This window comes from Flavobacterium sp., from assembly GCF_035299005.1.
Lineage (GTDB): Bacteria > Bacteroidota > Bacteroidia > Flavobacteriales > Flavobacteriaceae > Flavobacterium.
The window spans coordinates 17,205-43,950 of record NZ_DATGXL010000004.1; the positions used below are offsets into that span (position 1 = coordinate 17,205).

At 32.2% G+C, this 26,746-nt stretch carries 31 protein-coding genes; 9 read left to right on the plus strand and 22 right to left on the minus strand.

The annotated features are described in order from the left end of the window. Positions 1 to 43: 43 nt before the first annotated feature. Entirely contained in the window at positions 44 to 325 is a 282-nt protein-coding gene (locus tag VK164_RS01360; RefSeq protein WP_166235813.1) for a hypothetical protein, read from the plus strand. A gap of 28 nt (positions 326 to 353) precedes the next feature. Beyond that, the gene (locus VK164_RS01365) at positions 354 to 896 is read left to right on the plus strand and encodes a hypothetical protein (RefSeq protein ID WP_324207645.1); all 543 of its coding nucleotides are present in this window, start codon (positions 354 to 356) and stop codon (positions 894 to 896) included. A 49-nt stretch (positions 897 to 945) separates the two neighbouring features. On the opposite strand, the gene VK164_RS01370 is transcribed toward VK164_RS01365, so the two are convergent. The 7 genes from VK164_RS01370 to VK164_RS01400 form a co-directional block, all read right to left on the minus strand. Continuing rightward, positions 946 to 1,803: a TerC family protein gene (locus VK164_RS01370; RefSeq protein WP_324207646.1), complete on the minus strand. Its 858-nt coding sequence runs from the start codon at positions 1,801 to 1,803 to the stop codon at positions 946 to 948. Between the two features lie 38 nt (positions 1,804 to 1,841). After that, positions 1,842 to 2,213, minus strand: a complete 372-nt coding sequence (locus VK164_RS01375) for a DNA topoisomerase IV (protein ID WP_324207647.1) — start codon at positions 2,211 to 2,213, stop codon at positions 1,842 to 1,844. A 1-nt stretch (position 2,214) separates the two neighbouring features. Further along, positions 2,215 to 2,454 carry a DUF6095 family protein gene (locus VK164_RS01380; RefSeq protein ID WP_324207648.1) on the minus strand — a complete coding sequence of 80 codons (240 nt, stop codon included), beginning with the start codon at positions 2,452 to 2,454 and terminating at the stop codon, positions 2,215 to 2,217. Then, the gene (locus VK164_RS01385; protein ID WP_324207649.1) at positions 2,454 to 2,918 is read right to left on the minus strand and encodes a hypothetical protein; all 465 of its coding nucleotides are present in this window, start codon (positions 2,916 to 2,918) and stop codon (positions 2,454 to 2,456) included. Before VK164_RS01385 ends, VK164_RS01380 begins: the two co-directional genes overlap by 1 nt. 4 nt (positions 2,919 to 2,922) lie before the next feature. Continuing rightward, complete coding sequence (murQ, locus tag VK164_RS01390) at positions 2,923 to 3,741, minus strand: N-acetylmuramic acid 6-phosphate etherase (protein ID WP_324207650.1); 819 nt, start codon at positions 3,739 to 3,741, stop codon at positions 2,923 to 2,925. A gap of 72 nt (positions 3,742 to 3,813) precedes the next feature. Continuing rightward, entirely contained in the window at positions 3,814 to 4,548 is a 735-nt protein-coding gene (locus VK164_RS01395) for a ZIP family metal transporter (RefSeq protein WP_324207651.1), read from the minus strand. Continuing rightward, entirely contained in the window at positions 4,548 to 5,312 is a 765-nt protein-coding gene (locus VK164_RS01400; protein ID WP_324207888.1) for a class I SAM-dependent methyltransferase, read from the minus strand. The genes VK164_RS01395 and VK164_RS01400 overlap by 1 nt, the downstream gene beginning before the upstream one ends. Positions 5,313 to 5,422: 110 nt before the next feature. Between VK164_RS01400 and VK164_RS01405 the strand changes: the two genes are divergently transcribed. Both VK164_RS01405 and VK164_RS01410 read left to right on the plus strand, forming a co-directional pair. Continuing rightward, positions 5,423 to 6,583: a THUMP domain-containing class I SAM-dependent RNA methyltransferase gene (locus VK164_RS01405; protein ID WP_324207652.1), complete on the plus strand. Its 1,161-nt coding sequence runs from the start codon at positions 5,423 to 5,425 to the stop codon at positions 6,581 to 6,583. A 111-nt stretch (positions 6,584 to 6,694) separates the two neighbouring features. Beyond that, the gene (locus tag VK164_RS01410; protein WP_324207653.1) at positions 6,695 to 6,928 is read left to right on the plus strand and encodes a hypothetical protein; all 234 of its coding nucleotides are present in this window, start codon (positions 6,695 to 6,697) and stop codon (positions 6,926 to 6,928) included. Between the two features lie 375 nt (positions 6,929 to 7,303). Here VK164_RS01410 and VK164_RS01415 read toward each other — a convergent pair whose 3' ends face one another. From VK164_RS01415 to rlmD, 7 genes are all read right to left on the minus strand, one after another. Continuing rightward, entirely contained in the window at positions 7,304 to 7,858 is a 555-nt protein-coding gene (locus VK164_RS01415; RefSeq protein WP_324207654.1) for a hypothetical protein, read from the minus strand. 370 nt (positions 7,859 to 8,228) lie between these two features. Next, positions 8,229 to 8,999, minus strand: coding sequence for a hypothetical protein (locus VK164_RS01420; RefSeq protein WP_324207655.1), 771 nt, complete (start codon positions 8,997 to 8,999; stop codon positions 8,229 to 8,231). Continuing rightward, on the minus strand, positions 8,971 to 9,813 hold the full coding sequence (locus VK164_RS01425; RefSeq protein ID WP_324207656.1) for a hypothetical protein: 843 nt from the start codon (positions 9,811 to 9,813) through the stop codon (positions 8,971 to 8,973). The genes VK164_RS01420 and VK164_RS01425 overlap by 29 nt, the downstream gene beginning before the upstream one ends. 164 nt (positions 9,814 to 9,977) lie before the next feature. Further along, positions 9,978 to 10,556 (minus strand): hypothetical protein, encoded by a 579-nt coding sequence (locus VK164_RS01430; RefSeq protein ID WP_324207657.1) that lies wholly within the window; start codon positions 10,554 to 10,556, stop codon positions 9,978 to 9,980. A 232-nt stretch (positions 10,557 to 10,788) separates the two neighbouring features. After that, positions 10,789 to 11,496 (minus strand): DUF6048 family protein, encoded by a 708-nt coding sequence (locus VK164_RS01435; protein ID WP_324207658.1) that lies wholly within the window; start codon positions 11,494 to 11,496, stop codon positions 10,789 to 10,791. Continuing rightward, positions 11,477 to 11,980, minus strand: coding sequence for a DUF6452 family protein (locus VK164_RS01440; protein WP_324207659.1), 504 nt, complete (start codon positions 11,978 to 11,980; stop codon positions 11,477 to 11,479). Before VK164_RS01440 ends, VK164_RS01435 begins: the two co-directional genes overlap by 20 nt. Positions 11,981 to 12,055: 75 nt before the next feature. Continuing rightward, on the minus strand, positions 12,056 to 13,468 hold the full coding sequence (rlmD, locus tag VK164_RS01445; protein ID WP_324207660.1) for a 23S rRNA (uracil(1939)-C(5))-methyltransferase RlmD: 1,413 nt from the start codon (positions 13,466 to 13,468) through the stop codon (positions 12,056 to 12,058). 120 nt (positions 13,469 to 13,588) lie between these two features. Between rlmD and VK164_RS01450 the strand changes: the two genes are divergently transcribed. Together VK164_RS01450 and VK164_RS01455 are read left to right on the plus strand one after the other, a co-directional pair. Next, entirely contained in the window at positions 13,589 to 14,287 is a 699-nt protein-coding gene (locus VK164_RS01450; protein WP_324207661.1) for a DUF1003 domain-containing protein, read from the plus strand. A gap of 36 nt (positions 14,288 to 14,323) precedes the next feature. After that, positions 14,324 to 14,872 carry a DUF1697 domain-containing protein gene (locus VK164_RS01455; RefSeq protein ID WP_324207662.1) on the plus strand — a complete coding sequence of 183 codons (549 nt, stop codon included), beginning with the start codon at positions 14,324 to 14,326 and terminating at the stop codon, positions 14,870 to 14,872. Here VK164_RS01455 and VK164_RS01460 read toward each other — a convergent pair whose 3' ends face one another. After that, positions 14,873 to 15,619: a PA14 domain-containing protein gene (locus VK164_RS01460; RefSeq protein WP_324207663.1), complete on the minus strand. Its 747-nt coding sequence runs from the start codon at positions 15,617 to 15,619 to the stop codon at positions 14,873 to 14,875. A 179-nt stretch (positions 15,620 to 15,798) separates the two neighbouring features. Here VK164_RS01460 and rocD point away from each other — a divergent pair, with 179 nt between their 5' ends. Next, positions 15,799 to 17,043, plus strand: coding sequence for an ornithine--oxo-acid transaminase (gene rocD / locus VK164_RS01465; protein WP_324207664.1), 1,245 nt, complete (start codon positions 15,799 to 15,801; stop codon positions 17,041 to 17,043). A gap of 51 nt (positions 17,044 to 17,094) precedes the next feature. On the opposite strand, the gene VK164_RS01470 is transcribed toward rocD, so the two are convergent. From VK164_RS01470 to rsfS, 7 genes are all read right to left on the minus strand, one after another. Further along, positions 17,095 to 17,868, minus strand: coding sequence for a superoxide dismutase (locus VK164_RS01470; protein WP_324207665.1), 774 nt, complete (start codon positions 17,866 to 17,868; stop codon positions 17,095 to 17,097). Positions 17,869 to 17,871: 3 nt separating this feature from the next. Beyond that, a complete protein-coding gene (locus tag VK164_RS01475) occupies positions 17,872 to 18,153 on the minus strand; it encodes an acyl-CoA-binding protein (protein ID WP_166235792.1) in 282 nt (93 codons plus the stop codon). Further along, complete coding sequence (locus tag VK164_RS01480; RefSeq protein WP_166235791.1) at positions 18,154 to 18,810, minus strand: phosphatidylserine decarboxylase family protein; 657 nt, start codon at positions 18,808 to 18,810, stop codon at positions 18,154 to 18,156. Further along, complete coding sequence (locus VK164_RS01485; RefSeq protein ID WP_324207666.1) at positions 18,800 to 19,606, minus strand: phosphatidate cytidylyltransferase; 807 nt, start codon at positions 19,604 to 19,606, stop codon at positions 18,800 to 18,802. Before VK164_RS01485 ends, VK164_RS01480 begins: the two co-directional genes overlap by 11 nt. A 1-nt stretch (position 19,607) precedes the next feature. Then, entirely contained in the window at positions 19,608 to 20,213 is a 606-nt protein-coding gene (locus tag VK164_RS01490) for a lactate utilization protein B/C (protein WP_324207667.1), read from the minus strand. Positions 20,214 to 20,319: 106 nt separating this feature from the next. Beyond that, positions 20,320 to 22,245 carry an ATP-dependent zinc metalloprotease FtsH gene (ftsH, locus tag VK164_RS01495; RefSeq protein WP_324207668.1) on the minus strand — a complete coding sequence of 642 codons (1,926 nt, stop codon included), beginning with the start codon at positions 22,243 to 22,245 and terminating at the stop codon, positions 20,320 to 20,322. 8 nt (positions 22,246 to 22,253) lie between these two features. After that, on the minus strand, positions 22,254 to 22,625 hold the full coding sequence (gene rsfS / locus VK164_RS01500; protein WP_324207669.1) for a ribosome silencing factor: 372 nt from the start codon (positions 22,623 to 22,625) through the stop codon (positions 22,254 to 22,256). An 85-nt stretch (positions 22,626 to 22,710) separates the two neighbouring features. Here rsfS and VK164_RS01505 point away from each other — a divergent pair, with 85 nt between their 5' ends. Further along, positions 22,711 to 23,442, plus strand: coding sequence for a biotin--[acetyl-CoA-carboxylase] ligase (locus VK164_RS01505; RefSeq protein ID WP_324207670.1), 732 nt, complete (start codon positions 22,711 to 22,713; stop codon positions 23,440 to 23,442). 104 nt (positions 23,443 to 23,546) lie between these two features. Further along, positions 23,547 to 26,705: a cytochrome c biogenesis protein CcsA gene (gene ccsA / locus VK164_RS01510; RefSeq protein ID WP_324207671.1), complete on the plus strand. Its 3,159-nt coding sequence runs from the start codon at positions 23,547 to 23,549 to the stop codon at positions 26,703 to 26,705. The last annotated feature ends 41 nt before the right edge of the window (positions 26,706 to 26,746 follow it).

Below are 26,746 nucleotides of genomic sequence, written 5' to 3' on the forward strand. Positions count from 1 at the left end.
TATTTTTTTAGTAATTTTATGAAACTAACCAACTAATTAAACTATGAATAACGAATTTCAATTAATCGACAAAGAAGCTATAAGCACATTAAATTTTCCTGCAATTGATGTTTTGGAAGAAAAAGAGGCAATTATTCAAAGGAAAAATGATTTAGACAGAGCTTTATCGTTAGGAAATTTAGAGCATGTAAAAATTAAGATTTTCTTTGAAGATGATATTTCAAAAAAAGCGGTTGAAACTACTATTTGGGGTGTTACTGATAGTAGGGTAATACTTAAACAGGGAGTTGTGATACCTGTAAATAGAATTCACAAAATAGTATAATTTTTAAATTTTTAAACAAGAGACAAACATGAAAAAAATCCTTCTAATGGTTTTAGCATTGTTCCTTTCGATAGGTACAATGGCTCAAGAAACGAAAACAAAAAAAGCTAAGACTAAAAAAGAAACTACAGAAAAAGTAGAAAAAGCTAAAAAAGAAACAAAAGAAAAAGCAGACAAAAAAGCTAAAGAAACTAAATCAAAAACAAAAGAAGCAAAAGAAGAAACAAAGTCAAAAGCAAAGTCTACTGAAAAAGAAACAAAAGAGAAGGCAACTACAAAGAAAAAGGAAACAGAAGCTAAAGTAGATGCTAAGAAAAAAGAAACGAAAGCTAAAGTAGATACTAAGAAAACAGAAGCAAAAGAAAAAGCAACTACTGCAAAATCGAAAACAAAAAAAACAGTAGCTGAAGAAAAAGAAGATATGAAAGAAACTGCAGCATCAAAGGCAGCAGAGAAAAAAGTAGCCGACAAGGTAACTGGAGAATACAAAGGTAAAAAAGTATATACAGGACCACGAGGCGGAAAGTATTATATCAATAAAAACGGAAACAAAACATATATTCAAGACTAATAAAAAAGCTCCCAAATTTGGGAGCTTTTTTTATCAATGCTTATAAATATTAATTCATGATGTCTTCGTCTTTTAATTTTTCATCCAAAATTTTATTGTTGTGAAGTTTAACTGGATTTTTGCTTTTCTTCATTCTTAGGTTTAAGAATTCTACAAACAATGAGAAGAAAATTGAGAAATATAAATATCCTTTTGGAATGCTGTGAACTTCTGTTTCTCCAAAGAATCTAAAGTGTGCTAAATGTGATCCTTCTGCTAATAACATAACCCCAATTAAAATTAAGAATGAAAGCCCAAGAATTTGAATAGTTGGGTGCTCATTAACAAATTTAGATACTGGACCAGCAAAAATCATCATTATTACAATTGAAATAATAATTGATAAAATCATGATAATAAGCGCACCTTCATAGCCAAATCCTCCTTGTGATGGATCTTTCATACTAATTAATCCTACTGCAGTTAAAATACTGTCAAATGAGAAAACTAAATTTAATAATGCAATTTGTGTAATGGCTGCAGCTAAAGTATTACTAGCTTTTCCTTTTTCTGATTCTTCCTCACCTTCTAATTTGTGGTGAATTTCTGTTACAGATTTGTACAGTAAAAACAAACCACCACCAAAAATAATCAAACTTTGTCCTGTTACACCTGCACTAAAAAAGCCAAAATCTAAATGAAATAAAATATCTTGTAAACTTAAAACCCAAGTAATTCCAAATAATAAAACAATACGAAATGCCATAGCTAATAAAAGCCCAATGCGTCTCGCTTTTGGTTGGTCTTCTGCTTTTAATTTACCTGAAACAATTGATAGGAATACAATGTTGTCAATTCCTAAAATAATTTCTAAAAAAGTTAGGGTCAATAAGGCAATAAGTGCATCTGATGTAAATAATACTTCCATGTGTTTTATGTTAGTGTTTAAATCGAATTATACGTTGATTAGTCTAGTTTTGTTACAGTTCCTCGTTGCTTTTTTGAATCTCCAACAAAAGAATATTCAAAAGTGTATGATTTTGAGCTAGTTGTCAAAATTTTCATTTGAACTGGTTTTTTCTCTTCTCTGTTTTTTGGATGAATGTTCTGAATTATATATTCACAATCATTTGTCCATCTTACTTTAAAAGTATCAATTTTTCCTTCATACGTTTCGATTTGAATGGAGTCATTTCGTTCAAAAGTACTGGTATATTTTTTTCCTTCAATTTCGGTTTCTGATGTAAATTTACCCGTTTTAAAGTCTTTGCAATTACGTTCTTGATTGTAGCAAGAAGTAAGCAGTAGTACAGATAATAGTGCAGCAATAGATTTCATATTATAAATTTTGATTTTTATCGCCATCAAATAAACTCTTCAGCATAGTATTAATTCCTTTATAAATTAAAAACATAGCTCCTAATGCAGCTATAATTCCCAAAACTAAAACAAAGGGATATAAAGGATGTTTTTCATTTTTAAAAGCACTATTTATTACTATCGGCCCAATAAATAACAATGGCAAAGCAGCAGATAAATAACGAATTCCTTTCATTAAAACTTTCTTGTCTGTAGCCATTAGAAATTAATTTGGATTCCAAATCCATTGGAATTGTTCACAATATTTAATTCGAAGTTATCGCCTAGCGTTTTCTTTTCCTCTTTTAGTCCTTGGTTATAGATATCCACACTTTCTTCAATCATTTTTTTTCTTCCAGAAAGTATTGGAATTGAAACTGCCATTAAACCAACACCTGCATATGTAATTGGAGTAGGGTATTTCACATCAGAAGTTAATCCCATTACTAAATCAGCGGCTGTAGCTCCGATGCCTAATCCTAATAAAAAACCACCGATAGCTTCTTTGCTTTTTGCTTTTTTAAATTTGTATTGGGCTTTTAAATTGGTGGCCATCAACTTTTTGGTTTCAAAAGAAGATAATTGTTCGCCTCCTAGATATATTTTGCCTTTTTCAAGTTGTAATTCTTGTGAAAAAGAGATGGACAAACTCAATATTGTGATTGCTAAAAAAATGTTTTTCATAGGGTTAATTGTTTGAATTATAAAAATCTACGGCTTTCCTTACACTTCCATATGTGGCTAAAAGTTGGTTGGCTTCTTCATACGAAACGGGAATCTCATCCATTATCATTCTTGTTCCTCTATCGATTAATTTGGTGTTGCTCAGCTGCATGTCTACCATTTTGTTGCCTTTTACTTTCCCAAGTTGAATCATTGTTGTTGTCGAAATCATGTTTAAAACTAACTTTTGAGCTGTACCTGCTTTCATGCGTGAACTTCCAGTTACAAATTCAGGGCCGACCACCACATCTATTGGAAATTTAGCTGTTTTTGATAACGGACTTTCTGCATTGCAGCTAATACTTCCTGTACTGATGTTATTTTGATTGCATTTTTCCAATCCACCAATTACATAAGGTGTAGTTCCCGATGCGGCAATACCTACCACCACATCTTTTTCATTAAGATTCCATTGTTGCAAGTCTTTCCACGCTTGCTCCTTGTCGTCTTCTGCAAATTCTACTGCTTTTCTAATGGCTGTATCACCACCAGCAATAATTCCGATAACCAAATCAAAAGGAACGCCAAACGTAGGCGGACATTCCGATGCATCTACAATACCTAATCGTCCAGATGTGCCAGCACCAATGTAAAATAAACGACCGCCTTGTTTCATTTTTGCCACCACTTCTGAAACTAATTTTTCAATTTGGGGCAAGGCTCTTTCTACAGCTAATGGAACCGTTTTATCTTCGTTATTGATATTGGTCAACAAATCAGTAACCGACATTTTTTCTAAATGTTCGTATTTTGAGGTTTGTTCGGTGGTTTTAGTAAAATTCATTATTTTGGTTTACAAAGTTGTAAAGTATCAAAGTTACAAAGTTATTTTTAAATGTTTTGAATCGGTTAGCAATTAATGTGAATGCCCCATTTCAATAAGATATGCTAGGGCAAAACCAAAGACAATCATCGTAATTTTAGCCAAATTAAATTTGTGACCTTCGTTACTTTCAAAAATAATAGTTGATGAAATATGAAATAATATGCCGACTACAACTGCCGAAATTTCCTTTGAATAATGTTGGGCAAAATGCATTTGCTCTGCTAATAAAGTGCCTAGTGGTGTCATTAACGCAAATGAAAACATAAAGGCAAAAATCATCATTTTATTCATCTTCGCATTTACAAAAAACAAGGTCAAAATAATAGCAATAGGGAAGTGGTGTACTGCAATTCCATAGGCTAAATTCTGATTGTTATGAATTGGAAATCCTTCTAACAGCGCATGAATACATAAACTAACAAACAACAACCAAGGAATTTGGTGCAATTCGTTATGTTCGTCGGTATGCACGTGAACATGACCATGTTCTGCTCCTTTTGAGAAAAACTCCAATAGAATTTGAAATAAAATCCCAATCATAATAAATACACCAACAGGCAAAGTTGCATGTACTTCTTCACCTTCATGAATATGATTGTGACCTTCACTAAATAATTCAGGAAGTAAATGTAAAACCGTTAGCGATAGTAGAAATGCACCACTGAACGCCAACAATAATTTGATGTTTTTTTTCTTTTGAGGCTTTAAAAACAAAGCGATTAAAAAACCTAAAATAACAGCTGAAAAGGTGATGATATATTGCATTATTTAAAAATCATAATTAAACGTTCGGATTGTGTTTTGTAGAATTTTCTCAATTTATAGTCGCCAAAAATATCCAATAAGAAAATACCTGCTTCTTCCATCATTTGTTCAAAATCAGCTAAGCGAAGGGCTTGCACTTTTTCGGTAAAATGATATCGTTCGCCTTTATCTTCAAAATCAATTTCTTTATAAATATGTCCGTCTTTTAAGTAGCGTTTGATGTGAAAATCTATGCCATCTACTGTTTTTATTTCATTGGCTACCAAATTTTCTAATACATAATCTACATTCATAAAGTCGATAACTGCAAAACCTGTTTCAGTTAAACTATTGTGAATAGCTTTAATGGTTTTATAATTATCGGCATCATCGTCAAAATAGCCAAAACTGGTAAACAAATTAAAAATAGCATCATATTTTTCTTCAAAAGGCTCGCGCATATCGTGCACTTTAAAATGTAATTTATCATTAGCAAATTTTGAAGCTTCTGCAATACTGTTTTCTGATAAATCAGCGCCTGTTACATCATAATCTAACGAATTCAAATAAATAGCGTGACGCCCTTTTCCACAAGCCAAGTCCAATATTTTTGCTTCTTCGGGAAGATTCAAATAGTGCGTCAAATTATCCATCAATAATTGCGCTTCTTCGTCGTTGCGTTCTTTGTATAGGATGTGATAATATTCGGTATCAAACCAAGATTCGAACCAGTTTGAAGCTTGTTGATTGTTTATTGTAGGTTGTTTATTGTTGCTATCTGACATTAATTCTGATTTCATTTCTTTGAAGTAGCAAATTTAATGTATTTTTGCACAAGAATACCTTAATTATTCACATTGCAATTGAATTTTGCAATTGAATTTGAAATTGATGCATGGAAAATTTTAAAATGACTGCCAAAACCTTTTTTGGTTTTGAAGAAATATTAGCTAAAGAATTGCAAATTCTTGGCGCACAACAAGTGGAAATCGGTACACGTGTGGTGAGTTTTAAAGGCGATAAAGGATTTATGTACAAGGCCAATTTGGCACTTCGCACAGCATTAAAAATCTTAAAACCAATCAAAACGTTTAAAGCGCATAATGATAAAGCGCTGTATGAAGGTATTAGAGCCATTGATTGGTCGGATTACTTAACCGAGCACAATACTTTTTTAGTAGAAACCACTTTACATTCAGAGCATTTTAATCACAGTCAGTTTGTGGCGTTGAAGACCAAAGATGCCATTGTGGATCAATTTAGAGACTTGAATGGAAAGCGCCCAAGCATCGATAAAGATTTTCCGGATTTGCAAATTCATGTGCATATTGATAGAGATAATGTGACCGTTTCGTTAGATTCTTCGGGTGCTTCATTGCATCATAGAGGTTATAGAACCGCTACAAATATGGCACCTATCAACGAAGTTTTAGCAGCAGGAATGTTGATTTTATCGGGTTGGGAAGGAAAAAGTCATTTTTTAGATCCAATGTGTGGCTCGGGAACTATTTTAGCCGAAGCCGCTATGATTGCTTGTAATGTTCCTGCGAATATTAATCGTAAAGAGTTTGGCTTTGAAAAATGGAAAGATTGGGATGCGGAATTATTTGACAATATTTTGGAATCTCTTTTGAAAAAAACACGCGAATTTCATTATACAATTAAAGGCTATGACAAAGCCCCTAGTGCTGTAGCTAAAGCTAAAGACAATATTAGAAATGCTAATTTAGACGAATATGTTAGCATAGGTAACGAAAATTTCTTTGACTCTAAAAAAGAAACTGAAGGACCATTACACATGGTGTTTAATCCGCCATATGGTGAGCGTTTAGATATTGATATGGAGCGTTTTTATAGAGAAATTGGAGATACTTTGAAACAGAATTACCCCAATACAAACGCATGGTTTATTACCGCTAATTTAGAAGCCTTGAAATTTGTAGGGTTAAAACCAAGTAGAAAAATAAAGCTTTTCAATGGAAAATTAGAAGCCCGTTTGGTGAAATACGAAATGTATGAAGGCAGTAAGAAGGGGAAGTATTTGGGTGAGAAGTAAAAAGTAAAAAGTAAAAAGTGAAAAGTGAGAAGTGAGAAGTGAGAAGTGAAAAGTGAAAATCAATTCAACAATTTAACAATTCAACAATTCAACAATCAAACAACATATAAAATGAATAAAAAAATAAAATCGTTCCTTTATAATTTCATAGGATTTAGTGTGTTTTATATCCCAGCTTATCTTTTAGTGATGAATTATTCGCATTTACAAGGGTTGTGGATTGCAGTAACAGCTTTCATGATTTCGTTGCTGTTAGCACCAAAGTTTCAAGCCATAAAAACCCACGATGGTGAAAAAATCTTCGTGAAATGGATTTTCATCAAAGGCATCAAAGAAGTAAAATAAAAAATCCCGAGTGAGAGCTCGGGATTTTTTTTGCTAATAAATTGAAAAAAATTGTAAAAACTTAGTTAAATAGTCTGTTATAGCTATTTAAATAGTAGTAAATAATTTCTTTTTTCCTCAATCTACTTTATTTACAAATTTAATAATATCGTTTTCAATTGACGGATTGTTTTTTATTATTTTGAAGATGTATTTTTAAATTGGTGCGGATAAAAAAATTAATTCCCCTAGGGAAATTGATTAAATCCCCTAGGGGAATTACCTAAATGCTGTACAGGAATTATATAAAAGCCCTAGGGGAATTTGTTTTTTTATCCTGATGTTATGATTTTTTACTTATAACTAACCAATAATTGAATAGTGAGAAGCTAAGATTTAACAGCCTTTATTTTTACTAAAGTCACGCTTAAAAAGAATCTTGTTGTTTTGCGCAATATAATCGCCCGATATAATTAAGTAGGGATGATTATTTGAATATCCTACGCTACGGCTTCTTATAATTATTTTGTCGTTCACTTTTAGACTTTTTAATTGCTCAAAATCCTTTAAGTTAAATTGCATCATGTAATCTTCATCATTAATTTTAACTATGAGCCATTTTGGGCCTGATTTTACATTAGCGCGTTGAAAAGTAACAGAAGTTACCACTGCCTCCATGTCACTGAAATCTTTGATGTACTTTCTTATTTTATCGTGACTCGCGTGCACTTTTTTACCTGCGGGAGAAGCTTCCCACTCTTTGTATTTTATACCGTCTGGAGAAGCCTCCCATTTTTTTCTTTTGTCTTGATTGGCTTTTGCATCAGTAATAGACAATTGCTTTGAAGATGGCTTAGTTTCCTTTTTAACCTCACAATTAGTAAATACAAGTCCACTTACTACAGTTAGTAGTAAGAGCATTACTGGAATGTTTTTATGTATACGTTTCATAAACTTACAAATTAATTATACGAATCTAGTTAATATTTTTGGGACGGAGTGATTTGGATTGTTAATTAAAATGTAAATTTTGTGCTTTAATAGTAAATTGTATTAACTGAAAACAATCTTGTAATTTATTATTGAAGGAATGGTTAGTAAGCTTCGTTTAGGCTCAAAAAAATACGAGGTAACTTATTAAACTTAAAATAGCATAATTTTTATCAACGCATTGGTGTTTTCGATAGTATATGTAGTGCTACAGCGTTTTGTTTACCCACTTTGGTATCCACTATCTTCTGTTAAGCATAAAATTTCTTGCGAATTGAAATGTGAATTTATTATAAAATTTAAAATCTTGCCAAACGCCTGTTAGCAGAAGTCATTTTATCCAGATAAGGTTTGTTGTAAAAAATATTTGTTGGACAGTGAGATAAATAGTAATCACTATCAATGTAAAAATAAAAACAAATTCAACAGTTCTAAAAACAATTGGTTTTTTATAAAAATACAACGTTAAAATTCTTATACTAAGCAGTAATATTATTATTGACCAAAGAAAATAAATTGATTTTCTGTATTCCCCTTTTTTGAAATTGGTGACATCTTTAAAAATAAAACCATTTGTTGTTCCTTTAATTCTTGATTCTAAATGAAAAGAAATATTGTTTTTATTTGTTATTTTAGTGTATAGTATGTGAAAACTTGCACCGTCTCCTTCTTCTAAAGCTTCATCTTCTAATAATCGTATTATAACTTTGTTATTTTCAATTTTTGATTCGAACTTTAAGTCTTGGCGACTCTTACTATGAACAGAAACAGACAGTATTTTAATACTGTCGTTACTATAAAACTTTATAGGCTTTGACTTTACAAAGTCGCTGTAGTCAATAAAATTATCACCGTCATTCCATATTACAAGATTTGTAAAATATACATTTGTAAGCTCATCACTTTTATAGAAAATTTTTAAATATGAATCTGACTTTGTTGCAATAAGCTCTGGAGGTGAGTTATAAAACGATGGACTTTTATATGAAATACTGAGATAATAAAAAAAAGCACTCAATAAGATACTAAATACTAAAGCAGTTATTGGACTTCCTAAAAACTTCCAAATTTTATTAGCTAACTCTTTGTTGAGTGTTATCATTTCGCTCTACGTTTTTAATTATATATCGCTTTATATGTCCTGAATTGCTTTTAATTTCATCAATAGTTAACAAAATTTTTCCTTGACCAATCACCTGATTTGATGAATGTAAAGACCAAGTCAATATTTGTTTCTCTTCTTCCGTTAAATCTTTATGGCAGTGAAAAGACAAAGTTCTACCTTTAGCGTCATCATAAAATCTTCCAATTCCACTTAGATTGTTATATTTAGTTACATTGCCCAGAACATTGAAGAATTCCTCAGGATCATTTTGTGAAGAAACATATTCATATGTTTCCCGATTAAATTTTAATACAGTTCCGATTCTTGGTCTTTTTATTTCAATTTCAATATTTCTATCATTTTGAATAGGTCGGTGCATCATTTGCAACGGATTTTCAAGCGCGTGTTCAATTTCTTGTGATAATAATTCATTACCTTCAAAAATTCTTCTTGTCGACGTTTCGGTTAGTTCAGCTTGTCGACCAGTAGCTTGCCTCCATGTGAAATTCACAAAGTCCCAAAAAGCAGCCACTATTACAGACGATCCTAAAGCTTGAACAGCTGGGTCCTCGAAAACAATAGTAACTAATTCAATAAAACTTCCTTTTTTTGGTGGATGAAGATAAAATTTTACATTTGGAATAGAATCTACTCTGTGTCTAATATTACCATTATTAACTAATGCATGCGAAGTTATACCTAACGCTTTTGCAAGTCCATGAATTGAAGCAGCAGCATCATACAAGTCTAATAAACTTTCGTCTGCTTTTCCACCAGAATATCTTATTGTAAAATTTATTTCTTTTGGCATATCGTTTTTTAATGATTTCTGCTAACGTTTTGCGGCTTGCTCTCAGTGGCGTTGAACCAACACCAAGCCATTACAAATATAACAAAACATTCCATTCAGCAGCGGATTTTCCGTAGGAAAATCCGGAAGCAGCCATTGAAGCAAACCGCTGTTATATGCCGTATTTATTTTTTTAAATCAATGTAATCAATATCATTATTTCCAGTTTCTTCTAATATATCTATTCCTGTTCGGTTCTTTATTATTTCAAGTTTCTTTTTGAGATTCACATAAAAATATTCTTCACTCAGATATTCTACTTCAAGTAAATTTGAAAACTCATTATCAAATTTTTCTATATGATGTTTCAAAAGAATTCTGATTTCTTTTTCAACGCGCCACTCAATTTCAAATTCTTTTCGACTATTATTCTCATAGAAATTTACAAGATACATCCATATGTAATTCAACATCATCACAAATTCTAAAACAGTCAAATCATTTCCTAAAATATTTGTAATATCACTTTTTAGAGATTTAAGCATTTGTTCATTCCCATACTTTTTTGAATAAGCTTTTAAACTATAAAAACTGACGGTAGTGTCATGAGTTCCAAAATCGGAATTGCGATGGAAATAGCTATTTCTTCCCAAATAAAAATCGATTATTTGTTTTTTGTTTTTAGCGACTTCATAACTTCCGTCAACTTTGTTCCAAAAAATTTCGTATTCTGATTTTTCTTGAAGAATTTCAGGTTTTGTCATACCAAAGATTTGGCTGATAACTTTTCTCAATGTGTAAAATATGTTTTTCAAACTTTGGTTGTAAGGTTGGGTAATATGGCATATAACTAGTTTATATGCGCTATATAGTAGCGCCAATCTATCCATTTTTGGGTGTATATGCGCAACAAAACAGCTTTTTCAAATATATAAAATATTTACAACTTCATAATTCATTTTACAAAAAAAAGCGTCACTTTCGTAACGCTTGGTTTTATTTTTTCTCCGCTATGGGCTTGTTTTTCTTGTAAATGGGTATAAAATAGCTCACGGTGTAGTTCAATCCGGCGCCAAATTTTCCGTCGTAGGTGCGGTTAAAACCTGGAATGTATAAGTTGTCAAAGTTGGCAGGCTTTTTATCAGATACCAAATAGTTTAAACGCAATGAAAAACCTAAGTATAAGTTGTTAAACAATTCGGCTTTGATTCCGCCAATGACTTCAATCCAGCTCGCGGTTAGGCCATTAAATTTTTCTCCAGAGGTTATAATGGTTTCCCCGTAATAATTGGTAGGATCATAAATTTTGTAACTGTTTAGGGTTTGGCTAAAACTGCTAACACCATAACGCATTCCTACATAAATCATGTTTTCCATGTCGAGCCAGTTTTCAAACGAGTTGTAATCAAAACCTGCTTTAAAGTAGGTGCCCTTTGTAGTAAAGTTCATGCGGTCGTCGTCCACAGTTTTGTCTTCATTACCAAGTTCTCCAGCAATATAAAAACGACGGGTTAAACGGTAATCACCTACCAATTCTAATCCTCTGTAGTCTGTTTCATAAAAAGTTCTGGCCAAGCGATGCAAATCTACTCCTAAACGCAAACCATAACGCTCTGGATAAACTACCTTGGCAGTATCTTTCACTTGCGCTGTTCCAACGAATGAAACGCATCCTAAAGCGAGACTAAAAATATATTTTAACATGTACTTCATTTTCGTTTTCTATATCAGGTTGGGTCACTACAATATTTTGAATCCAATTGTTGCCATCGGTTGCTAAATTCACAGGTGTTGTAGGGTCTAAATAAAATAGGGTTTTATAACCGCATGCACGCGAAATATATACATCACTAGTTTCATAGTTAAATGTAACAGCATCAATGTTATCATTTGAAGTGTCTGTATCGCTTCCGTTTTGAATAAAATTCAAAGTAGTAGTCGTTGCATTAGTTCGCAAAGGTACTTGGATTTTACTTACAGCTGTAAAAGCAAAACCTGTAGCAAATGTAGGTTCAATAACGCCTAAACTAGTTACGTTTTTTAATGTAGTAGTTGCAGTAGCATCATAAAACTCAATAATTACTCTTGGTGTAGTTGGAGTTCCTTCGGCACAAATGTCGTCTTTTTCACAGTTCCAAAATGAAACCGCTAAAAGCAAGGACAAGGTTATAAAAACTATTTTTTTCATATTTATCTAAATTCTGTCAGACTGAGCTTGTCGAAGTCTTTTCGTAACATTTCGGCAGGCTCAATGTGACAAGTACTATCGTTTTTCTAATAAAACCACGTTTTCCACATGATGCGTTTGTGGAAACATATCCACTGGACGCACACGAACCACTTTATATTTCTCATCCATCAACGCTAAATCACGCGCTTGTGTTGCCGAATTACAACTTACATACACAATTTTTGGTACATCTGTTTTTAATAACATTTCTACCACATCTTTGTGCATGCCATCTCTTGGTGGATCGGTAATAATAACGTCTGGTTGACCGTGTTGGTTGATGAATTCGTCGTTGAACACGTTTTTCATGTCTCCTACATAAAACTCACAATTGGTTATGTTATTGCGTGTTGCATTGGCTTTTGCATCAATAATCGCTTCAGGAACAGCTTCTACACCAATTACTTTTTTCGCTTTTTTCGATACGAATTGTGCAATAGTTCCAGTTCCAGTATATAAATCGTAAACGGTTTCATTTCCTGTTAAGCCTGCAAATTCTCTGGTGATTTTGTACAATTCATACGCTTGGTCTGAATTGGTTTGATAGAACGATTTCGCATTAATACTAAAATGCAATCCTTCCATTTCTTCCAAAATATAATCGCGTCCTTTGAACAAAATAATGTCTTGGTCATACAATGTATCGTTCAATTTTTGATTGATAACATATTGTAATGATGTAATTTGAGGAAAACGCTCCGCTAGGAAATTCATCATCAATTCGATACCGTTTTTATCGTTTTCAAAGAACTGAATCAAAACCATAATTTCACCAGTTGAAGCCGTACGAATCATCAACGTACGCAACAAACCTTCCACTGCTCTTGCATTGAAGAACGTAAGATTATTTTCGTTAGCAAATCGTTTGATTTCGTTACGGATTTCATTCGACGGATCTTCTTGTAAATGACATTTTTCAATATCCAAAATCTTATCCCACATTCTTGGAATATGAAATCCTAAGGCATTTTTATTGTCAAATTCAGTTCCCGATTGAATTTCAGCATCGGTCATCCAACGCGCATTCGAGAAACCAAATTCCATTTTATTTCTGTAAAATAATTGCTTTTCAGAACCTAAAATCGGTTCAAACTCTGGCAATTCAATTTTACCAATACGTTTCAAGTTGTTAAATACTTCCTGGTTTTTATAGAATAATTGTTGGCTGTACTTCATGTTTTGCCACTTACAACCACCACAAGCACCAAAATGCTCACAAACGGGATCAATTCTATGTTCAGAAAATTCATGAAATTTTATAGCTTTACCTTCGTAGTAAGCTTTTCTTTTCTTCATGGTTTGTACGTCTACCACATCACCTGGTACTACATTTGGAAGAAATATTACTTTGCCATCAGGAGCTTTTGCTACCGATACACCTTTTGCACCTGCATCAAGGATTTTTACGTTTTCGAATACGATTTTGTCTGTTCTCTTTTTTCCCATGTGGCAAAAATAAGAATTGTTGTGCGGATTTGATACTTTTTTTTCAATTAAGCAGATTTTGAAATAAAATAGAAGTGTAAAAAGGTTTTAAATTGTACATTAGCTTATAAAATATACATTATGAATGCAAATAAAACATTTACAAGTGCTATTTCAAATATTGAGTTTCCTGAAAAAGAAAGAGTTTTAGGAAAATCAATTCGAATTTCGATATTACGATTGATACAACAAGATTATCCCGATTTTGATACTAATAATTCAATTGCAATAAGTGAGTTAAATGTGTACAGAGAAAAGTATATTTCAAAATACCTTCAAACCGAAATCAGAGAATTGTCAGATTTAGAGAAAGATGTAGTTAAATCGTTGGGAGAAGATACATCGTTTGTGGCTAAAATTGAGGATGAAGTAGATACGAGAAACTACGGACAAGTAATTGCCGACAAAGTGGCTTCGTTTGGCGGAAGTTGGACCTTTATTATTTCGTTTTTTATATTTATAACCATTTGGATCGGTTCCAATGTGTTTATTTTTACCCATAAAGAATTTGATCCGTATCCATTTATTTTACTAAACTTGATTTTATCTTGTATTGCAGCTTTGCAAGCGCCAGTAATTATGATGAGTCAAAACCGCCAAGAAGAAAAAGACCGTGAACGTGCTAAAAAAGATTATATGATAAATTTGAAATCGGAATTGGAAATTAGAATTTTAGATGATAAAATAGACCATTTAATTATGCACCAGCAACAAGAGTTAATCGAAATTCAGAAAGTGCAAATTGAAATGATGAATGACATTCTCAACCGAATTAAATAGGAAATACTATTTTTGTAGCAAATCTTGATATAAATAATGAAAACTCACTTAGCTTTATTACGCGGAATTAATGTTTCCGGTCACAACATGATTAAAATGGATGCTTTGAAAACGCTTTTAGAAAATGCAGGATTTCAAAATGTGCGCACTTATATTCAATCAGGAAATGTTTTTGTAGATTCGGAAGAAGAACATGGCGCAAGTGTTGGGTTTAAAATTAAACAAGAAATTTTCAAGGAATTAGGCTTAGAAGTTCCAGTTGTAGTTATCGGTAAAGAAGACTTAGAAGCGTGTTTGAAAAATAATCCATATCTAAAAGAAAATGACTGCGATACAAAGAAATTGTATGTGGCATTTATTTCAAAAGAATTGAGTAGTGGTGCTTTAAATGATTTAAAAATAAGTCAATTTAAACCCGATGAAGCGGCTATTGATAAAAGTAGAATTTATATTAAATATGCAATTGGAGCAGGAAAAACCAGACTAGACCAAAAGTATATTGAAAAGAAATTAAATGTAGTGGCTACTGTAAGAAATTGGAATACAGTAACCACTTTGTTATCAATGTATCAAGAATTGAAATAATTATTCTATAACGAAAGAATTAGCACTAACAATTCCGGTAGTTCCATTAGCATTTTGTAGCCAGTTAAATTGCATAAATTCAGAACCTGTATTTTCATAATACCAAAACTCAATTTTGTGTCTGCCTTTTGCAAGGTATATTGTACTGCTATTAAAAGCAGTAGGTCCTTGATCTATCCATCTATTTAAAACAGGAATTCCGTCGATTACTACCCTAGAACCATCATCAGATGTAGATTGTAACTGAAAATTTCCAGGAGTTTCAACTACAAGAGTTCCAGTAAACATAATGGTGTAGTTATCACCAGTGCGAATAGTATTTCTACAAGCATCGTTTAATGAGCCTGACCATAATCCAGAGTTAACAAGGCTCAAGCTAAAGTTTGATTTGTCAACATTTGGAGATACTCCATTTCCAGTAAAAGCATAAAATTGAAGTCCTCTGTTTTCATCAGCTTTACCAATACCTTGCCATTTTGTACCATCCCAATAGTAGTATCCAGCGGTTATGCCATTAGTGCCATTATGAAAAACTATTGTACTTACAGCTAACGAACCTCCTTTAGGATTTATAACAGGAGCTTGAATATTTAAAGAAGTTAAATCTACTCTAGGGATAAGTAATCCTTGAGTGGTTGAAGTGATGTCTAATTGTGCATTTGGAGTTGTAGTTCCAATTCCAATTTGAGCAAATGAAATTGTAGAAAAAGTAATGATTAATAGTGTTAAGAGAGAGATTTTTTTCATTTTTTTTAAAATTTTTGCAAAGGTATGAAATCACTTTTTTTTCGCGATACTAAATTATTGTTAATTTTTTTTAAATCATTATCACTTTTGGTGGCATTATTTTATATTTTTGTGGAGTTATGGTTGATTTCTCACCACAAAGAAGGAATTGCGATGTAACAATCAATAAAAAACAAATCATGTCAGTTTTAGAAAAAATGAGTTCGGCTGAAGCTATTGCATTAGAAGACAAGTATGGTGCACACAATTATCATCCACTACCAGTTGTTTTAAGTAGAGGAGAAGGGGTTTATGTTTGGGATGTAGAGGAAAAAAAATATTTTGATTTTCTTTCAGCATATTCTGCGGTTAATCAAGGACATTGTCACCCAAAAATTGTAGGTGCAATGGTGCAACAAGCACAGACATTGACGTTGACATCAAGAGCATTTTATAATGACAAATTAGGTGTTTATGAGCAATTTGTAACCAATTATTTTGGGTTTGATAAAGTATTGCCAATGAACACAGGAGCTGAAGCAGTAGAAACTGCTTTAAAATTGTGTAGAAAATGGGCTTACGAGAAAAAAGGAATCCAAGAAAATGATGCTCAAATTATAGTTTGCGATGGTAATTTTCACGGTAGAACAACAACTATTATTTCATTTTCAAACGACGAAAATGCGCGTAAAAACTTTGGACCTTATACAGCTGGATTTATAAGCATTCCTTATGATGATATTGAAGCGTTAGAAAAAGCAATTGCGTCATCAAAAAATATTGCAGGATTCTTGGTAGAGCCTATTCAAGGTGAAGCAGGAGTTTATGTGCCTTCAGAAGGGTTTTTAGCTAAAGCTAAAGCTGTTTGTGAAGCTAATAACGTATTGTTTATAGCGGATGAGGTACAAACAGGAATTGCTCGTACTGGAAAATTATTAGCCGTGCATCACGAAAATGTACAACCAGATATTTTAATTTTAGGAAAAGCATTATCAGGTGGTGCTTATCCAGTTTCGGCTGTTTTGGCAAATGACAATATTATGAATGTAATTAAGCCAGGACAACACGGTTCAACTTTTGGTGGAAATCCTATTGCAGCTGCTGTCGCTATTGCAGCGTTAGAAGTTGTTTCAGATGAAAAATTAGCAGAAAATTCAGAACAATTAGGAAAGATTTTCCGTGAAGAATTGGGAGCATTTATTCAAACTTCAAACATAGCTACTTTAGTTAGAGGTAAAGGTTTATTGAATGCCGTTGTAATTAATGATACTGAAGAAAGTGATACAGCTTGGAATATTTGTGTACGTTTAGCAGAAAACGGTTTGTTAGCAAAACCTACACATGGAAACATCATTCGTTTTGCGCCACCATTAGTAATGACAGAAGAGCAATTAAGAACATGTGTTGCTATAATTATAAATACATTAAAAGAGTTTGAGAAGTAATATTTTCAAGAAGAGTATAAAAAAATCCTGCATATTGCAGGATTTTTTATTTTATAATTTAGCTATTGCCGATTCGTATTTATCATTAACAACTTTCCAGTTGATGACATTGAAAATAGCTGTTAAATAATCATTTCGTTTGTTTTGATAGTTCAAGTAGTAGGCATGCTCCCAAACGTCAATTGCTAAAATAGGAGTTCCACGAACTTCTGCATTTGGCATTAAAGGATTGTCTTGATTTGCAGTACTAGTAACGGCAAGTTTTCCGTCATTTTTAACCACTAGCCAAACCCAGCCGCTTCCAAATTGACTGTTTCCAGCATCGATAAGTTGGTTTTGTAAATCATCAAACGAGCCCATTTCTGTATTGATAGCTTCTGCAAGAGCGCCTGTAGGTGTTCCTCCTGCTTTTGGTCCTAAAATCTCAAAAAATAAATTGTGATTGTAATAACCGCCAGCATTATTTCTCAACGTTTTATTGTTTGTATCTAATCCTTTTAGAATTTCTTCAATAGATTTGGTAGCTAAATTCGTAGTATCAACTTCTTTATTCAATTTGTTGGCATAGCCCAAATGATGTTTTGAATAATGAATTTGCATTGTTCTTCCATCAATGTGTGGTTGCAACGCATCATAGGCATATTTTAGACCTTTCATTTGAAAAGTTCCGCCTTCATTTACTTTTACTTCTCCTGGATTTCCATAAGCGGTTTGTGTGGTTTCAACTTCAGGCTCAGGAATTTGGACTTCTTCTAGATTACTATCTTCCTTGCAACTTAGCATTAATAAGGATATACAAGATAAGGTTACTAGTGCTTTTTTCATGTTTTATAGATTGCGTTCTTTGAGTAAGGCGTTAATAATTTCGATGTATTTTTCTTTGGCTTCATCTGCCGTTAAATGTTTTACCTGCATCCAAGCATTTAATTTAAAAGCATTTCTTAAATCTTGTGGATTTTGATAATGTATTCTACTGGTGCTTTCTGAACTAGCTTGTTTATACAAACCATACAAAACTAGTTGCATATCCTGTGGCACCGATTCTTGTGGAATGAGTTGCGCATTAGCAAATGCTTCATCAAATAATGTATTTAAGTCCTTTTCGCTCATTTATGCCTTTTTACAAATAACAGTCTTATTACCAATAGCTTTTTCGCCTATTTTTACATTAACTTCTGTACCTAATGGTAGATACAAGTCTACTCTTGAACCAAATTTAATAAATCCAGCATCTTTTCCTTGAACTACTCGCATACCTTCTTGAGCATAGTTTACAATTCTACGAGCCAATGCACCTGCAATTTGACGATACATTACTTCTCCATATACACGATTGTTGATAACTACAGTAGTTCTTTCGTTTTCTTCACTTGCTTTTGGATGCCAAGCTACTAAATATTTACCAGGATGATATTTACTGTATTTTACAATTCCATTTAGAGCATAACGTGTTACGTGTACATTTATTGGAGACATAAAAATAGAAACCATTAAACGCTTGTCTTTGAAATATTCTGGTTCATAGACTTCTTCTATAACTACAACTTTTCCGTCTACAGGCGCTAATATATGATTGTCGCTATTGTCCGCAACGCGAGTAGGGTTTCTAAAAAATTGCAAAATAAGTAGTAAAAAAATCAAAACAAGCACTTGCACTGATTTTAATAACCAAAAATTGTCTTTTAAAAATGCATCTGCCAAAAATATAAGTCCGACTGAAATAATTAGGGAGATGAAAATGATTTTTGAACCTTCTTTATGAAACATAATATAAAATTAAATAAAACAAATTAATAAATGGAATAACAAAGATAATACTATCTAATCGATCTAAGATACCTCCATGTCCAGGCATTATTTTTCCGCTATCTTTAACACCAGCTACGCGCTTAAATTTGGATTGAATAAGATCGCCTAATGTGCTAAAAATACTCACGATAATTGCAATTACTATCCAAATGTATAAAATGTTAGACTCAATGTAAAATTTTGATAACAAAACACTGCTAATAATTGTAAAAATCATGCCTCCAATAAAACCTTCAACGGTTTTTTTAGGAGAGACACTTGGAAAGAGTTTGTTTTTACCAAAGTTTTTCCCCACTAAATAAGCAAAGGTGTCATTTGCCCATATTAGAATTAAAATAGAAATTAATATTTTAGGATTATACCCATTTTTTCCTACTGCTACATAGTTTGTGATAATAAATGGAATGATGATATAACCTATTAACAACAAATAGCGTGTAGCAATAGTAAAGTTTGTTTTTTGACTGTTGAATAAATATAACAACAGCTTTATGGAGATAATGGTTGACAAACTTACTATTATGGTTTTTGAAACTAAATCTTGGTTTTTATCCCATAAGAAGTAGTAGGATAGAGCTGCTATGGGTAAACTAAGGTATAAATTTAATGCGGCTATTTTACAAAATTCATAAACACCAATCAACAAAAAGACACCAAATAGAACAGCTAAACTTTCTTTTGAATAGGAGATGCAGCCTAATAATAATACTATGTAAACGGCTCCAGAAATTGCTCTTTTTAGCGTTTCATTCATTTTATAAATCTTCTAAAAGAAGTAGGTACAAATTTTTATGGCAACTTCCATAATGCAAAAAGTCTTGCTCTTTTACTTCTTCAAAGTATTTTATAGTAGTTATATTAGTAGGATATTCTTTTTCGTGTTTGTTTTTAATACCACGTAATCCATCACCTTTTGAATTTACTATTTGACTTGTTGTTGCAAAAACAATCATGTTAGTAGGTAATTCGTTAGGTTTAAAATGTTTTAATTGAAGAGACGAAAATAGAATAGAACCTTCATCAGCAATTAAATTTTCACAAAATGAAAAGAAAAATTTTGGATTTTTTGGTTGCGTGTAATTTAGTTTGTTTTCATCTAATAAATAAAAAAGCCTCGCATCAAAACATTGTGCTTCTGATTCAAACCAGTCATTTTCAGCTAAAATATTTTCAAAATTTTCTGAAATTTCAGCCAAATTTTCACAATAAATAAACTTACCTCCATTTGCTTTGAAATTGAAAGTAAACTGTTCGTCTATCGGTAAAGTCACATCAGGAGTGTATGGGCTTTTATCTTCGGATTTATCCTTATTGTCGCCATCTTCTCCAGAAGTTCCAAAAAATTTTCTAAAAAGACTCATCTATCTTTAGTAGGTATTTTATACAGTAAAAATCAAAGATAAAAAAAAACTTAGTTCTTTTTATCATGAACTAAGTTTTTTATTAATATTATTTTGTTGATAAGTATTATTCAACTACTGGAATTTCATCTTGTTTGTCAAATGGTCTTTTTCCAAATATTGTTTCTAAATCATCTTTGAAAATAACTTCTTTTTCAATTAAAATGTCTGCTAATTGAGTTAACTTCTCTTTATTATGCTCTAAGATATCAATAGCTCTTTGGTATTGTTCTTCGATTAATTTTGAAATTTCAGTATCTATCACTCTTGCAGTATCTTCTGAATAAGGTTTTGAAAAATTATAATCAGATTGTCCCGAAGAATCGTAGTAAGTGATGTTTCCAAGTTTTTCATTCAAACCATAAATGGTGACCATTGCTCTAGCTTGACGTGTTACTTTTTCTAAATCACTCAGCGCACCAGTTGAAATTTTATCAAAAATTACGCGCTCAGCAGCTCTTCCACCCATAGTAGCACACATTTCGTCAAGCATTTGTTCTGGTCTTACAATCAATCGTTCTTCTGGTAAATACCATGCTGCTCCTAAGCTTTGTCCACGAGGCACAATAGTTACTTTTACCAAAGGTGCTGCATGCTCTAACATCCAACTTACGGTTGCATGACCTGCTTCATGTATTGCTATGGCACGTTTTTCTTCTGGAGTAACAATTTTATTTTTCTTTTCTAAACCACCTACAATTCTATCAACAGCATCTAAGAAATCTTGTTTATCCACAGCTTTTTTATCATTACGAGCAGCAATTAGAGCCGCTTCGTTACAAACATTAGCAATGTCTGCTCCTGAGAATCCTGGGGTTTGTTTTGCTAAAAACTCAGTGTCTAATTCCTCCGACTTTTTCAAAGGTTTTAAATGTACTTCAAATATTTCTTTACGCTCTCTAATGTCTGGTAGGTCTACATAAATTTGTCTGTCAAAACGTCCAGCACGCAATAACGCTTTGTCTAAAACATCAGCTCTATTGGTTGCAGCTAATACAATTACGTTAGAATTAGTGCCAAAACCATCCATTTCTGTTAGTAATTGATTCAGCGTATTTTCTCTTTCATCATTTGCTCCTGTCATATTGTTTTTGCCACGAGCTCTACCAACAGCATCAATCTCATCGATAAAGATAATGGCAGGTGATTTTTCTTTTGCTTGTTTGAACAAATCTCTCACACGTGATGCTCCAACTCCTACAAACATTTCTACAAAATCAGAACCTGATAAAGAAAAGAAAGGTACTTTAGCTTCACCAGCAACTGCTTTGGCTAATAAGGTTTTTCCAGTTCCTGGAGGCCCTACTAATAAAGCTCCTTTTGGAATTTTTCCTCCTATAGAAGTATATTTTTCTGGGTTTTTAAGGAACTCTACAATTTCTTGAATTTCTTCTTTAGCTCCTTCTAAACCTGCTACGTTTTCAAATGTTACTCTAGTGTCGTTTTTTTCATCAAATAATTTAGCTTTCGATTTTCCTATGCTAAAGATTTGACCACCACCACCACCAGAACCACCTGACATTCTGCGCATCATGAAAATCCATAAGGCTCCTAATAATAAGATAGGCAATAACAAGGATATAACATCTCCCCAAATGCTTTCAGGTTCTTTTTCATATTCTGAAATTTTTCCTGTTGCATCAGCTTTTGATAAACTATCTTGAAAAGCTTTCACATCTCCAATCTCTATGATGTAATGTGGTCCTTTTACATTTAATTTACCAGTGATGTCATTTTTAACTTTGGCGTGCGCTTTATCTTTTAAAGCAGCTTTTTTTAGATAAATTGTAGCTTTGGTATTGTTGAAAGTTACTTTTTCAACTTGACCTGCATCTAAAAACTTGTTAAATTTTGATAAACTGGTTTTGCCCGGATTACTCAAATCTAATCCATCAGTAACTAAACTGATAGTAAAGAAAATCATTAGAACAAGTACAATACTCATCCATGGACTAAACTTAAAGCCAGAATTATTGTTAGGATTTTGTGCCATAAAAATTTTTAGTATTTTGTTTCTATAGTTGTGATTTTAGCATCACCCCATAAGCTTTCAATTCGGTAGTATTCACGAATGTGTTTTTGAAATACATGAACTACAATATTTACATAGTCCATCAATACCCATTCGCCATTTTCGGCACCTTCTACGTGCCATGGTTTATCTTTTAATTCTTTTGAAACCACTTTTTGAACTGATCCTACGATTGCATTAACTTGTGTATTTGAATTTCCATTACAAATTACAAAGTAATCACAAACAGTATTGTCAATTTCTCTTAAATCAAGAATGTCAATATTTTCTCCCTTTACGTCTTCTATTCCTTTGATGATGTTTGCTAATAAATCATCATTATTAATTTCCTTCTTCGTCATTTATTATTTTTGAATTTATGCAAAGGTATCATTTTTTGTCATTATTTTTGAACCTTAACATAAGATTAAAATTTATTACTATTAAATGAAGATTATCAAACTCAATGCCATAGACTCTACAAATACTTTTTTAAAGCAATTAGCTGCCGATGAATTGGTTGAAAATTTTACAATTGTGGTTGCTGAGTCGCAAACAAATGGCAAAGGGCAACGCGGTTCGGATTGGGTTGTTGAGAGTGGTAAGAATCTAACTTTTAGTGTTTTATATAGAAACAATACAAATTATTTAAAAAGTTTATTTACACTAAACGGTATTGTTGCTATAAGTATAGTTGAAGCTTTACAATCTGAAAGTAAATTAAAATTTCAAATAAAATGGCCAAACGACATTTTGGCAGAAAATAAAAAAATTGGCGGCATTTTGATCGAAAATAGCATAAAAAATCAAGAGGAAGTGCAATCGATAATTGGAATAGGAATTAATGTCAACCAAACCCAATTTGATTATTTACCACAAGCAGCTTCGTTAGCTCTTTTAGAAAATATTATTTTTGATAAAATGATACTTCTTGAAAAAATAATAAATCAATTAAAATTTAATTTAGAGCGATTAGGCCGCGTAGGAGAAGATTTTTATTGGAATTTATACCATCAAAAATTATTTAAAAGAGACGTTGTGTCAACATTTGAGGATACAAATGAAAAGCGATTTGTAGGAAAAATAATGGGAGTGTCTAAAGAAGGGAGACTAGAAGTACTTTTAGATGATGATGTACGAGCTTCATTTGATATTAAAGAAATAAAAATGTTGTACTAAATTAAAACCTGCTTAAAATCGTGAATCCTTTGTTAAACTTTTCCAAAAACTATTCCTTTTAAGTACATTTGTGGCAATTTATAAAAAAAACATATTCCCAACTCATGGAGAAAAAAATAATATCCCTGTTATCTTCCACCCGCTTAATGGCGGTTTTGTTTATTCTTTTTGCATTTGCTATGGCGAGAGGAACTTTTATTGAAGATGAATATAATACAGACACAGCACGTTTAGCTGTTTATAACACTTGGTGGTTTGAAACCATAATGGTGTTTTTTGTAATCAACTTTATTGGAAATATCAAACGATATCAATTGCATAAAAAAGAAAATTGGGCAACTTTATTATTACACCTTTCATTTATCTTAATTATCGTTGGTGCCTTTGTTACACGTTACATTAGTTTTGAAGGAATGATGCCTATTAGAGAAGGCGAATCAGCTAATGTGATTTATTCCGATAAGCCTTATTTAACGGTTTTAGTAGATGGTAATCACGAAGGTCAAATACGTCGTAAAACTTTTGAAGAAGGATTGTATTTGGCTCCTGATATTAAGAAAGATGACTTTTTTTTAGATCTTTTTGTAGATAATCATTTTTCTATTGATGAGGAATTTAGCGGGATTCCATTTGAAGTTGAATATCAAGAATTCATTATGAACGCTACCGAAACCGTTGTTCCATCAGAAAACGGACAACTGATGTTAAAAATGGTTGAATCGAGTGGAGGAACACGCCATGAACATTATTTGAAAGAAGGCGAAGTTCAAAATTTGCACAACATTTTATTTGCGTTCAATAAATTCACTAAAGGCGCAATCAATATTACCAAAATAGGAGAAGCTTACACCATACAATCTCCTTTTGATGGAAATTTCATGCGAATGGCTGATAAATTGCAAGGACAAGTGACAAAAGATGCACCACAGACCTTAATGTTACGCTCGTTATACAACATGGGAGGTGCTCAGTTTGTATTTCCAGAGCCTGCAATTAAAGGTGAGTTAGTTTTAGAATCCAATAACGATTTCAAAGACAAACAAAGTGATGATGCTTTAGTTGTAAAAGTAAAAAGTCAAGGAAAAGAAGAAACAGTAACACTTGTGGGTTCAAAAGGAAAACAAGGTTTGCCTCAAAGTGTAAAAATAGGAGATTTAGAATTTACGTTATTCTTTGGAAGCAAAATTTATAATACGCCATTTAATATTAAGTTAGACGATTTTATTGCTGACAAATATCCAGGAACGGATAAAAGTTATTCTGCTTTCAAAAGTAAAGTTGAAGTAATAGATACTGAAAAAAAGAAAACGTTTAAAGACAGTATTTTTATGAATAACGTTTTGGATTATAGAGGTTTTAGATTGTTTCAATCAGGTTTTGATCCAGATGAGAAAGGAACACAATTGTCAGTAAGTCATGATTTTTGGGGTACTTGGATTACTTATATTGGTTATTTTTTATTGTATTTAGGCTTGATGGCTATTTTATTCAATAAAAATACCCGTTTCGCTAGTTTAAAAGAAAAATTAGAAAAAGTAAAAGCAAAGAAAAATCAATTCTTGGGCTTGATATTATTTTTATTTTCAGCGCTTACTTTTGGACAACATAATCACCAACCAAGTAAAGAGGAAACTCTTAAATTATTAAAAGAGCATATTGTTTCTGAAGAACATGCAGCCGAATTTGGAAAATTAGTCATACAAGATGCAGGTCGCATGAAACCTATTAATACGTTTTCATCGGAATTACTTCGAAAAGTATCTAAAAGTGATACGTATGAAGGAATGAATTCCGATCAAGCTTTTTTATCAATGACGCAATTTCCACAATATTGGTATAATTTACCCATCATCTATTTAAAAAGAGGTAATGACAGTATCCGTAAAATAATTGGTGTTGAAAAAGACGCAAAATATGCGCCATTGGTATCATTTTTTGATGAAAAAGGAGGCTATAAATTGTCAAGTTATTTAGATGCTGCATATAAAGAACCAGTTCCAAATCAATTTCAAAAAGATTTTATTGAAGCGGATAAAAAAGTGAATTTATTGTATTCAGCTTTAAGTGGACAAATTTTGAAAGTTTTTCCTGTTCCAGGAGATAAATCAAATAAGTGGCTCTCTTATTTAGAAATTAATCAGCCTACAGGAACTGCATTGGATTCTATAAAAAATGTGATGCCGTTTTATTTGAACGCTGTTGATAAAGCCACTTTAAATGGTGATTATAAACTCCCAAATAGTTTGTTGAAAGGGTTAAACATTTATCAAAAAAAGTATGGAAAAGATGTTATGCTTTCTGAAAGCAAAATTAATTCTGAAATTCTATATAATAAATATGATATTTTCAAACGATTGTTTTATTTGTACATGTTGGCAGGTGTGCTGATGTTGACTTTTTGTATTGTACAAATTTTCAAGGACACAAAATTTATTAGAATAAGTATCAATATCTTTCATGGGTTGATAGGTTTCTTTTTTGTCTTACACTTAGCTGGATTAGCTGTACGTTGGTATATTTCAGGTCATGCACCTTGGAGCGATGCCTATGAGAGTATGATTTATGTAGGATGGGCAACCATGTTTTTTGGTTTAGCTTTTGGAAGAAAATCCAAATTGACAGTAGCATCAACTACTTTTGTAGTTTCTATTATTTTAATGGTGGCGCATTGGCAATGGATGGATCCATCTATCGGAAACTTGCAACCTGTTTTAAATTCGTATTGGTTGATGATTCACGTAGCTGTTATCGTAGCGAGTTATGGACCTTTTACATTGGCAATGGTATTAGGTTTAGTAGCTTTGTTCTTAATGATTTTTACTAATGCGAATAACAAAGAAAAAATCAAATTAAGTATAGACGAAATTACCTATATCAACGAAATGGCTTTAACCGTAGGTTTGGTTATGTTGACTATTGGAAACTTCCTTGGAGGACAATGGGCAAACGAAAGTTGGGGTCGTTATTGGGGTTGGGATCCAAAAGAAACATGGGCTTTGATTAGTATCATGGTATATGCCTTTGTAATTCATGCTCGTTTTGTACCTGCATTACGTGGTCGTTGGATATACAACGTAATGAGTGTTTTGGCTTTCGCATCAATTTTAATGACCTATTTTGGAGTAAATTTCCACTTGAGCGGTTTACATAGTTATGCTTCGGGAGAAAAGCAAAATGTAACGTATTATTTTATAATACTTGCCATTGTTTTAGTTATTGCTGCAGTTGCTTATCCATCTTATAAAAAGCATTTAAAAAGATAAAATAGAAATTAAATATAAAAAAGGCTATCTTTTGATAGCCT